Consider the following 11,905-nt stretch of genomic DNA (forward strand, 5'->3'; position numbering starts at 1 on the left):
TTGGGGAATTTTATGGAAAAACAAACGAGAAGTGTACGGCATAGCACTGAAAAAACAAATCGTGCGCCTCAGACAATTTTTGACTCATTGCTTAGGCTCCGTTATTTGTTTGGCTTACTAGCAATTGTCATAGTCGTCACATTTAATTTAAATGGCAGCTCAATTGGCATGTGGGATAAATACGTTTCTCAGCGAGATGACGGGAAAGAAACAGATGTTTTGTTTGGGAAAGATCGTGAAGTTCGCTCAGATGAATGGCTGGTACAGACGCCATTTTATCTTTCGCAAGCAGAAAATGATTATCCAGTAATCAACGAAGATTACTCCTTAAATGGTCAAAATATGATTATTGCTTATAATTCACCGGTTAAAGACATTACGGTTATCGGCAAGCCATTTAACTGGGGGTTTTTCTTCTTGGGACGTGATCGAGGGCTATCTTGGTACTGGGGAATGAAAATCGTCGGCATGCTCTTGTTGTCTTTTGAATTATTGATGATCATCACTAGAAAACGAAAGGGATTGTCATTGGTTGGTTCATTTGCACTGACCTTTGCGCCGGCTGTTCAATGGTGGTTCATGCAACATGTGGGAGATTTGATTTTCTTCACTGTCGGACTGATGGTGGCTTTCTATCATTATTTTTATCAACATGATCGCAAAGGGATACGAGCCCTGATGATGTTGCTGGTAGTTATTTTTGGCTTAGGATTCATTTTAGTCATTTACCCAGCACATCAAGTAATGTTAGGTTATTTGCTCGTCTTTTATTTTGTTGGCCTGTTGATTCATTTCAGGAAAAAAGTAGTTTGGGATCTATTGGATGCTGTCCTGATTGTCGGGGCGATAGCGATAATCGGAGGGATCATGGTTCATTTTTGGCTAGTTTCGAAGGATGCCCTGATGGCTTCACTAGAAACGTTGTATCCAGGAAAACGAATCAGTACAGGTGGAGAATTCACTTTTGGTAAGTTCTTTTACTTTTTGACTAACTGGAAGATTCCATTTACAGACATTACGTTTTCAAATAATTCAGAAGTAGCCTTTTTCTATCATTTCTTCCCAACTGTGCTTTTGGCTAGCCCATTTGTATTATTTGGTAAGAAAAACAGTGAACAGAAATTATTAGGACGAATATTAATGGTTTTTTGTTTGTTTGCGATTTTCTGGATCACCGTTGGCTTACCAAAAGAATTAGCTGAAATTACGCTTCTTTCCTATGTACCAGCATCCCGTGCATTTACAACTTTTGGCTTTGCAGCTTGTCTGTTAACGATTTGGTTCATTGCCTATGTTTGGCGAGAAGATGTTATTCCAACCTGGTATAAAATTGTCTTATTAGTTGTTAATGCTGGAACGTTTGCTGTGGCAATCTTCACTTCTAGCATGATTAATTATTTTTCAGGGATTGAAATTACAGGGATCGTTGTACTAGGAACATTGTTGCTAGGGTTTGCTTTGTTTCACCAAAGACATTTGTTTTATGTTTCATTCGCAGCATTAATTGTCGCTTCTGGTTTTTTTGTCAATCCGGTTGTTGAAGGAACGGGTGCTATTTTTGAAAAGACTTTAGCGAAAGAAATTCAAAAAATCAATAACGAACATCCAGATCAATTATGGTTATCTGAAGATGAATTGTATAATTTTACACCAACACTTGGAGTAAAATCATTCAATACGGTTCGTTTTTATCCAGATATGAAAGCATGGGAAATCATTGATCCAGATGGAACCTATGAGAAATATTATAATCGTTATGCCCACACTCGTGCATTTATTGCGAAGGAAGACACAACGTTTATCCTTGATCGACCTGATATGTTCTCTGTGACATTGAATTTTGATGATGCCGAAAAATTTGGTATACGTTATGTCGTAAGTAAGCGACCTTTAGCAGACTACAATCAATTAAATGAGGCGCAGTTTACTCAATTATATGGCCCAGACAATGATGGCTATCGAATATTTGAAGTAGATTATCCGGCCAATGGACAAATCATTAGCCAGCAATAACAAAGTTATTCAGTTAAATAAAAGAGAGAAGCTAGTACAGGAGAGTGGGGAAATGCAGAAAATCCTACGAAAAATGATTAATGAAATGAGTGTTGCTTGGCTGCTTCTATTAGTAGGTTCATTGTATTTTATATGGACCGTTGGGCTAAGCAACAACACTGCACTATTTTTATATGAAAATAGTTCGCAATTAATTTTGGGCGGCATAGCCGTTTTGTTTTTATTGAATGTTTACAAAGCAAGAGGTATTGATTTTATTTTTATTGGGATTGGTTTCCTATTCTTTTTCTTCTTTTCGTATTTCAGAGAAGTGAGAAGCGCTTCATTTTACACAGATATGATGATTCCGTTGATTATTGCTTTTGTATTGTCGATAAAATGGATTGAGTTTGGAAAAATAGATCGAGCTGTTTTCTTGCTGTTGTTTTCAGTTGTTCTGACAGTGACTGTCTATCGTGTTTTTACGGAAATTCCGATTCGTGAAGGACAAAGTATCTGGTCTCCAGGGAACAAGCTTTCTGATATTTGGATCAATACCAACACGATAGGCGCATCAGTGATGACACTGGCTTTCTTAATTAGTGGTTTTGCTAGCTCATTTGAAAAGTGGTACATTCGTCTGTTAAGTGTGCCAGCTGTCGTTGCAGCGTTTGCCACGATTTGGGTTTGTCAGTCAAGAGGTGCATTAGTTGCATTGATCGTTTTTATTCTTTTGGACTTGATTCCTAAGTCATTTATGCGAGTGACTCGCGCACCATTTATCATTTATACGGTGACCGCAGTTGCCGCTTTACCACTTTCATATTTTGCGGCAGCTTCAAAAGAAGTAAATCTTTTTACTGGAAGAGAAGAAATTTGGGCAGATTTTTATCAGACTTTGGTTGCTAAAACGCAACAAGTGTTGGTAGGAATGAAACCTTATTTTTACACGAAACGAGCAAATCAAGTTTTGGGTAATCATAATAGTTATAATTCTTTCTTGAATCTTTATGGAGTGATTGGATTAGCCATCGTGGTTACTTTATTACTGATTTTTATTGGTCGAAGAACACTAAAAGGTGATTTATCGAACGGCCAATTAACTTTTATCTGGGCTTTCTTTGGCATAATGACACAATCTTTTATGGAAGATACTTTGACTTCTTTCGCTTGGCTTCCGATTATTTATCTATTACTAGGAATGAGTGTTCACCGCTTTGACCAGCCAGCAGAAATGCAAAAAGTACCGGATGAATTAGAAACAGCAGATGAGTCGTTCGAAAATCCAGAAGAGAATCACAATGAATTTTCACGGATGAAGAAGTATCATCATTAAGAAGTAATCAAAGAGAGGCTGAAACAGTTTTGTTTCACTCTCTTTTTTTATAAAAATAAGTATGCATCAGAAATGAAGTGATACCTTGCTTGATTGCAATTAGAAACTATCTTTTGTAGAATAGTAACGGTCGAGTATTTGTTACTTAATAGAAAAATTAAGAAATAAATAATATCGCAGTCAGCTAGTAAAAATATGGTAAAATGGCAGTTGATTGTAATTAACAGAAATCGCTTGGAGGAACACAAATGTTTAAAGATCTGTTTTTATTTATGAAAGATATTTATCAGAACAGAAAATTATTGATTCAGTTTTCATTAAATGACTTTAAATCACGTTATGCTGGTTCTTTTTTAGGAATCATGTGGGCATTCATCAACCCGATATTCACTGTGTTGATCTACTGGTTAGTCTTTGGCTTCGGCTTGAAAGCTGCAATGACTGATGGTAAATATCCATTCATTGTTTATCTGATTACGGGGATGGTTCCCTGGTTCTTCTTCTCAGATGCATTTACCTCAACGACATTAGTCTTTCGAGAGTACACGTATTTAGTCAAGAAGGTCGTTTTCAACATTCGTATCTTGCCAAGTACGAAAATTTTATCTAATTTATACACACACCTCTTTTTTATCGTGATTGGCTTAGTTGTGACAATTGGACATGGAATATTCCCAACCATTATGACACTACAACTGATTTATTATCTATTTTGTATGTGTGCATTTTTAACAGGGATCACTTGGTTGACAGCATCTATCCAACCGTTTTTACCAGATATCGTACAATTCATTACGATTTTGTTGCAATTGATTATGTGGACATTACCAATTCTTTGGAGTCCAAGTCAGTTTAACCCGACAATTGTTCAAATTTTGAAATTAAATCCACTTTATTACATCGTTCAAGGGTATCGTGAATCTTTCTTGAGCCAAGCGTGGTTCTTTGAACATGGCATGTATACTTTATACTTTTGGGTAGTTACATTAGCATTCTTTGTGGTTGGTTCAGCTGTGTTCCGTAGATTGAAACCACATTTTTCAGATGTACTGTAAGGAGAATAGAAATGACAGAATATGCGATTAAATTAGAAAACATCACCAAATCATATAATATGTACGCAAAACCGAGTGATCGTTTTCGTGAGGCACTGAATCCTTTCAAAAAATCTTATCACGATGTCTTTTATGCATTGAAAAACGTTAATATTGAAATAAAAAAAGGCGAAATGATTGGTTTTGTTGGCGAAAATGGTTCAGGAAAATCGACGATGCTTAAAATCATTACCGGTGTGTTGACACCTTCTGCTGGTACAATGGAAATCGATGGAAAAATCTCTGCATTGCTTGAGTTAGGTTCTGGATTCAATCCAGAATATTCTGGCTATGAAAATATCTTTTTAAATGGCATGGTCTTAGGATTTTCACGAGATGAAATTGAAGGTATGGTCGATGACATCATTGATTTTGCCGATATTGGGGATCATATTTATCAACCAGTAAAAACTTATTCAAGCGGGATGTTTGTCCGTTTAGCATTTGCGGTAGCAATCAATGTTAATCCAGATATTTTGATTGTTGATGAAGCATTAGCAGTCGGTGATTTAGAGTTTCAATTGAAATGTATGGAAAAATTTACTGAAATCAAGAATTCTGGAAAAACGATTTTATTCGTATCCCATGATATTAGCTCAATTCGTCGTTTTTGTGACCGTAGTTATTGGTTGAAAAACGGTGAAGTCGTAGAATACGGGGATACGATGGACGTTACGACCAATTATGAAAACTTCTTGAAGAAAAAATCAGTGAAGACAGTCGACCGCAATAAGAATCAAGTTGAACGTCATGCCGCACCAGATATTGTTGATGTGCTAAGTGCCGAGTTGCTTGATAAAGAGAAGAAACCGGTCGATATGATTGAACAAGGGGAGACACTCTTTGTGAAAGTTACCTATAATGTCAAAGACGAGTCAATCAAAAAACCAGTCTTGGGGATTGCTTTACGAACGGTTGATAATTTTTATGTTTGTGGCTTGAACACATTATTGGATGACATAACGATTCCTTGGAAAAAAGGTGAAAATGTTTTTTATCTTGAATATGAAAAACTAGGCTTACTAGCTGGTGAGTATTATTTTGATGTGGCAGTTTTTGAAGAAAATGCTACAGTTCCGTTAGTTTATAAGACAAAATATATGAACTTATTTGTTAGTGGCTCATACATTGGTGAAGGTATTGTCATCTTGGATCACAAATGGGAAGAAGGTAGTCAAAAAGATGAAATATGATTTTGAAATGGATTTAGATGAGCAAAGTAGTGTTGGAAAAATCGCCACTCAAATCAAACCAGGAAGCAAAGTGTTAGAATTTGGTCCGGGAAATGGCCGATTAACAAAACATTTGATTGGTGCGAAGCAATGTGAGGTTAGCATTGTCGAGTTAGATAAAGAGCTATTTGATTTTGTGAGTGAATTTGCACAGGATGGCTTTTATGGGGACATTGAAAGTTTTGAATGGGCCACTTATTTTGAAGGTCAAACATTTGATTATGTTTTGTTTGCAGATGTCTTGGAGCATTTGGTTGATCCAGGCGCAACTTTGAAAAAAGTCAGTGAATTTTTGAGTGAAAATGGAGAAATTTTGATTACGTTCCCTAACTTAGCTCATAACTCTGTAATGATTGATTTATTTAATAATCAACTTCCATGGACTTCTTATGGCTTGTTAGATGAAACACACAATTCATTTTATACGCATGATGGTTTTCAAAGAGTGTTTGAAAAAGCTGGCTTGATGATTAACATCGAAGACTATTTATACTTAGCAGTAGAAGACACCGAGCTTTCTTCTCGTTACGAAGATTTGCCAGAAGCGGTTCGATATGACTTCAAAATGCGTCCATTTGGAGAAGTTTATCAATACTTCTTCTCGTTAAAAAAACAGGCAGTACCCGAAATTGCACAGCCACAAAATTCAAATTACGTGAAAGTCTTTGATTTGGTTCAACAAACGGCTGAGGGAGAAACCAGTCAACAGATTCCTATTAACAATTACACTGGTGAAAACCAACGTTTGACATTTCCAATTGCTGAAAATATTGAAAACGTGTTATTCCGTTTTGAAAAACAGCCAAGTTTTATTGAATTTACTGCTGAAATTGCGGGAGAGAAAATTGATTTCATTCGTTCAAATGCTGCGCTAAAAACAAACAGGGATTGCTATCTATTTGATGGAAAAAGCGTACCAGAGTTAGCGGTAAAAAATGTCGCTGGACACGAATTAACGGTGAGTATCCATTATCGTTTTATTGGAGAGCTTACTCAAACTTTCTCAGAAGTCTTGGAAACTGTTCAACCAATGATGGCTGTTCATCAAGAATTGACAGGGAAAATAGCAGATTTAGAAAAAGATAATTATCAAATTAGAGAAGAAAATGCTAAGCTTGATCATTACTTGCAAACAACAACTACGCGTTATTGCTCACTTTTAGATAACGATGAATGGGCAATTAAATCAAAAAAAACTCGTCGAACAAAAGAAACCCCTAAAAAAGTTCAAGCAAAAGAGTTAGCGTTATGTATTGATGAAAAGCATTGGGATGAAGAAACCAAAGTTTTAACAATTATTGGTTGGGGCATCTCACAAGCAGATCGAAACGCATTGTCTTATCATTTATCAGTAGATCAATCACCGTTTTTCGATGCTAAACCGATTTATCGCAAAGAAGTGAATGAGGCTGAAAATCTTGCAGAAAATGTTTCTGCCGGTTTTGAATTGCAGATTCTTTGTGAACATGAACGTACATTTTTAATTGAAGTAACAGCAGAAAATGGTCAAACTTGGATTATTGAAATGTAATTCATTGGCCTACTTGATAAAGGAGTAACTGGACAGTGACAAAGAAAGAAATTGCTGTATTTATTGATACAATCACTCGGGAACGAGCTACTGGAGACTTACTTATTGTGGGTTGGGCAATTGATGAAGTAACTAAAGAAATCCCTTCAGTCACAGTAGAAAAAAGCCAAGTTTTGATTGAAACAACGCCTGTCGTTCGTTTAGACATCAATCATTTATACGAACTAGATGTCAAAACGCAAAGCGGATTTAAAATTCGACTTTCAGGAAAATTAAAAGGAAAAGCTATCTTAGATTTTCAGACAACTACTCACCAAAATGGAATTGCCGTGAAGCTAAATGGACGTTATCCTTTCGATGATGGATTTGAGACCTCTTGGCAAAAACAAATACGTTTGCTGAAAAAGGGTGTCAATTACGCAAGAACACATGGCTTAAAAAAAGCTGTTCGTCGCGTCAAGCTAGAATTGAAACCTGGTTCAGTTGACTATGCAGAGTGGATTACTCGTCACGAAAAAGTTGATTTAGAAGCACAGCGTAAAGCTGCTACTACCTTAGAATATCGTCCATTGATTTCAATTGCTATGCCTGTTTACAATGTTGAAATTAAGTGGTTAGAAAAATGCATTGATTCTGTTCTAGGACAAACGTATGATCACTGGGAACTATGCATTAGTGATGATGCTTCAACAGATCCGGCTATTCGCAAATGTCTGGAAACTTACCAAGCAAAAGACGAGCGAATCAAAGTCGTCTTTCGACAAGAAAATGGACATATTAGCTTAGCAACTAATTCAGCTTTAGAATTAGCTTCGGGTGAATTTTTAGCTTTGTTGGACAATGATGACGAGTTGCCAGCTTCAGCGCTATATGAAGTAGCCAAGGTATTGAACGAACGACCTGAGCTGGATTTAATCTATAGCGACGAAGATAAAATCGATTCTGATGGGAATCGTTTTGACCCCCATTTTAAAGCTGATTGGTCACCAGATACACTAATGGGAAACAATTACATTTCTCATCTAGGTGTTTATCGCACAAGCATCGTGAAAGAATTAGGTGGATTTCGTAAGGGGTATGAGGGCTCACAAGATTATGATCTTGTTTTACGTGTGACAGAAAAAATTCCAGCAAATCACATTTATCATATTGATAAAGTTCTGTATCACTGGCGAACGATTCCAGGTTCTACAGCAAGTAGTGGCGAAGCGAAAAGTTATATTTATGATTCTGGTGTAAAAGCTTTGACTGATGCACTGAATCGTCGTGGAATCAAAGGGAAAGTACGTCCGGGAAGAATCTCGGGTTTTTATGAAGTGATGTATGACGTGATTAAAGAAGACTTAGTGAGTGTCATTATTCCAACTAAAAATGGGTATGAAGATTTAAAAGTCTGTGTTGATTCAATTATTGAGAAAACAACATATCCCAACTATGAAATTATTATTGCAGATAATGGAAGTACGGATCCAAAAATGCAAGAATTGTTTGCAAACTACAAAGAACGTTTAAACGATCGTTTCATTGTCGAGTTGATTGATATTCCGTTTAACTACTCACGGATCAATAATCTAGCAGCTGAAAAAGCAAGTGGAAAGTATTTCTTATTTTTGAACAATGATACTGAAGTTATTGCACCAGACTGGATGACGACAATGGTTTCTTATGCACAATTTGATCGAATTGGCTGTGTAGGTGCAAAATTGTATTATCCAGATGAAACAACCCAACATGCTGGTGTCCTTGTTGGAATTGGTGGCGTAGCAGGACATGCGCTAAATAATTATGATAAAACACACTGCGGTTATTTTGGTCGTTTGGTGATTGATGTTGATTATTTAGCAGTGACTGCAGCTTGTATGATGGTTAAAGCAAGTGACTTTCATGCTGTTTCCGGATTTGACGAGACATTAGAAGTTGCATTTAATGATGTTGATCTATGTTTGAAAGTCTATGAACTGGGACGTAACAATGTTTACGCACATCAAGTGGAACTTTATCATTTTGAATCAAAATCAAGAGGATATGAAGATACTCCAGAAAAACAAAAACGCTTTGCTGGTGAAATCAAAAAAATGCAAGACAAGTGGCCAAGCTACATTGCACACGATCCATTTTACAATGATAATTTGACTAAAGAAGGTATTGGCGATTTTTCTCTAAGACCAGACTAATCAAAAGCGATGAACGTATCGAACTTGGATACGTTCATCGCTTTTTGTTATTTATCACGCCTGTAAGAATGAAGACACCGAGTGTGGATTTTAGAAACAAAAATGAAAAGATAAAATAGTCTATTTTATTGCATATAATAGTTTAATTTCCTTTACATTTTGGTTACTCGCTAGGCTTTTAAGGCTTGCTATGGTAAGATGATAAAGGCATTATTCTGAGGTTAGGAGTGTATATATGAATAAAAATGGGGAGTGGAGCGCCGCTCGCAGAATATTTATTATTTTAATGGATGTGATTGTTTATAACGTTGCAGTCTATATAAGCTTTTTACTGAAGTTTCAAGGAGAAATACCAGTGCGTAACTTTGAAACTTTTGAGAATTCCGCAGTTTTTATTTCGATTATATTTATTGTTCTTAATATTTTGTTAGGGGCTTACGTCTTTTATAATCGAATGATCAGCGACATTATTTTTGTAACTGTTATTGGTCAAGTATTGATGACCTTTGGGATTATGATTGTAACTTTTGCTGGGCGCTGGTTTGCATTTCCGCGGTTAGTTATCTTACTTTCTTTTGTGATCGGAACGATTTTGGTCAGCACTTATCGCATTTTGGTGTATAAACTTTACTTGAAAATCAGCAGTGACAAAAAAGTGATTATTGTTGGTTTAGAAAAAGATGTTGCACCAGCAATTCAAAATTTCCAATCAAAGAAAAATAATAAACATAAAGTAGAAGCAGTTATCGTTGATCATTTTTATGAGCATACGAAACAACTGATTGATGGAATCGATATTGTGTACTTGGCTTCGGAAATTGAAGAACAAGAAAAAATTAAAATCTACCAGTTGGTTACCAAGAAAGAGAAAAAATTATTTTTAAATACAACATTTGAAAACTTGATCATGATCAATCCAAATATCATGAATTTTGAAGATGAAAGCATTATTGAATCATCTGGTTTTAGAATCCCTCCAGAAGATGAGCTTTTCAAACGATTATTTGATATTCTTGTTTCACTTGTTTTGTTGATCTTGGCTTCACCATTTATGTTATTAACAGCGATTTTAGTAAAAGTAACATCACCAGGTCCTGTTATCTATAAGCAAGTGCGTATCACAAAAAATCAAAAAGAATTTTCGATTTATAAATTCCGTTCAATGAGCGCAACAGCTGAATCAAAATCAGGCCCAGTCCTTGCTAAAAGCAATGACGCACGCGTAACGCCTGTTGGTAAATTTATTCGTGCCGTACGATTTGATGAATTACCACAAATCTTTAATGTCTTAAAAGGCGATATGTCAATCGTGGGTCCACGTCCAGAACGACCATTCTTTGTTGATCAATTTAATGAAGAAAATCCTTATTACTATTTACGTCATAATGTCCGTGCGGGTATTACTGGCTATGCGCAAGTCTATGGGAAATATGTCTCAGACTACAATAGTAAGTTGCGTTTTGATTTGTTATATATCAAAAAATATTCGTTGTTATTGGATTTGAAAATCTTATTGCAAACAATTAAAATTTTATTCGATAAAATGTCTTCACAAGGTGTGGATGAAGAAGCTGCTTGTTCTTTAGCAGAACTGCATTTCCCAGAAGATAAGATTTATGGATAAATAGAGATAATTTAAATCAATGCTGTAGCCTAAGCTTAGTAAGCTACACAAAAGATAAGTGGGGAAGAAATTGGAAAAAAATAAAATTAGTATGCTTCTTTCTTTATATGATAAAGAAAAACCAGAATATCTGAATGAAGCATTAACAAGTATTTTTAAACAGACAGTTATGCCAGATGAGATTGTTTTGGTATATGATGGACCAATTAATTCTGATTTAGAAGCAGTTGTACAGAAATTTCAGCAAGTAGCCCCTGATATATTCACACTTGTGAAATTTGAGAAAAATCAAGGATTAGGTGTTGCTCTAGCTAAAGGTTTAGAGCACACTAAATATCAGATAGTTGCTCGAATGGATACAGATGACATTATGGCTCCAGAACGATTACAAAAGCAATTAGCTATTTTTGAAAGCAATCCTGATATTGCAATCGTTGGGAGTAATATCGAAGAGTTTGTTGACTCGACAGATCAAATTATTGGTCGTCGCCTAGTGCCAGAAACAAATCAGGAAATTTGTGCATTTTCTAAAAAAAGAAACCCGTTTAATCACATGACGGTGATGTTCGATAAGAAAGCGATATTAGCTGTTGGAAATTATCGTCCTTTAAAAGGTTTTGAAGACTATTATTTATGGGTAAGGTTATTGAAGGCTGGTTATCAAGGCTACAACATTCAAGAACCGTTAGTTCACGCTCGTGCAGGTGCTGACATGTATGCTCGACGTGGTGGTATAAATTATTTGTTGCCAGGAATCAAGGGGCGCTACCATATTTGGCGTGATGGACTGGGTTCTGTGACGGATTTTCTATTTGTTACTGGTGGACATGTAGTAATTAGTTTGTTGCCCAATAAACTGCGTGGTAAATTCTACGAAAAGCAGTTAAGAAATTAAGAATTAGGAATATGTAATCTTATTTTT

General features: G+C 35.9%; 8 protein-coding genes. All 8 read left to right on the top strand.

All coding sequences use genetic code 11. The features are described from left to right. Positions 1-12: 12 nt before the first annotated feature. The 8 genes from AB3I20_RS03410 to AB3I20_RS03445 all read left to right on the top strand — a co-directional run bounded on the left by AB3I20_RS03410 (position 13) and on the right by AB3I20_RS03445 (position 11,878). The gene (locus AB3I20_RS03410; protein WP_271026828.1) at positions 13-2,013 is read left to right on the top strand and encodes a hypothetical protein; all 2,001 of its coding nucleotides are present in this window, start codon (positions 13-15) and stop codon (positions 2,011-2,013) included. A 52-nt stretch (positions 2,014-2,065) separates the two neighbouring features. Continuing rightward, complete coding sequence (locus AB3I20_RS03415) at positions 2,066-3,328, top strand: EpaQ family protein (RefSeq protein ID WP_368026937.1); 1,263 nt, start codon at positions 2,066-2,068, stop codon at positions 3,326-3,328. A 248-nt stretch (positions 3,329-3,576) separates the two neighbouring features. Further along, on the top strand, positions 3,577-4,383 hold the full coding sequence (locus AB3I20_RS03420; RefSeq protein WP_067480665.1) for an ABC transporter permease: 807 nt from the start codon (positions 3,577-3,579) through the stop codon (positions 4,381-4,383). Positions 4,384-4,394: 11 nt separating this feature from the next. After that, positions 4,395-5,615 carry an ABC transporter ATP-binding protein gene (locus tag AB3I20_RS03425; protein ID WP_067480667.1) on the top strand — a complete coding sequence of 407 codons (1,221 nt, stop codon included), beginning with the start codon at positions 4,395-4,397 and terminating at the stop codon, positions 5,613-5,615. Next, positions 5,605-7,185, top strand: coding sequence for a bifunctional 2-polyprenyl-6-hydroxyphenol methylase/3-demethylubiquinol 3-O-methyltransferase UbiG (locus AB3I20_RS03430; protein WP_067480670.1), 1,581 nt, complete (start codon positions 5,605-5,607; stop codon positions 7,183-7,185). The genes AB3I20_RS03425 and AB3I20_RS03430 overlap by 11 nt, the downstream gene beginning before the upstream one ends. A gap of 35 nt (positions 7,186-7,220) precedes the next feature. Beyond that, positions 7,221-9,359, top strand: coding sequence for a glycosyltransferase family 2 protein (locus AB3I20_RS03435; protein WP_270346141.1), 2,139 nt, complete (start codon positions 7,221-7,223; stop codon positions 9,357-9,359). 235 nt (positions 9,360-9,594) lie between these two features. Beyond that, complete coding sequence (locus AB3I20_RS03440; RefSeq protein WP_067480678.1) at positions 9,595-10,983, top strand: sugar transferase; 1,389 nt, start codon at positions 9,595-9,597, stop codon at positions 10,981-10,983. Between the two features lie 91 nt (positions 10,984-11,074). Continuing rightward, positions 11,075-11,878, top strand: a complete 804-nt coding sequence (locus AB3I20_RS03445; protein ID WP_083571949.1) for a glycosyltransferase — start codon at positions 11,075-11,077, stop codon at positions 11,876-11,878. Positions 11,879-11,905 lie beyond the last annotated feature (27 nt).

Origin of the sequence: Enterococcus sp. C50, assembly GCF_040887505.1 — a bacterium.
In the GTDB taxonomy this organism is placed as follows: Bacteria; Bacillota; Bacilli; order Lactobacillales; family Enterococcaceae; genus Enterococcus_B; species Enterococcus_B thailandicus.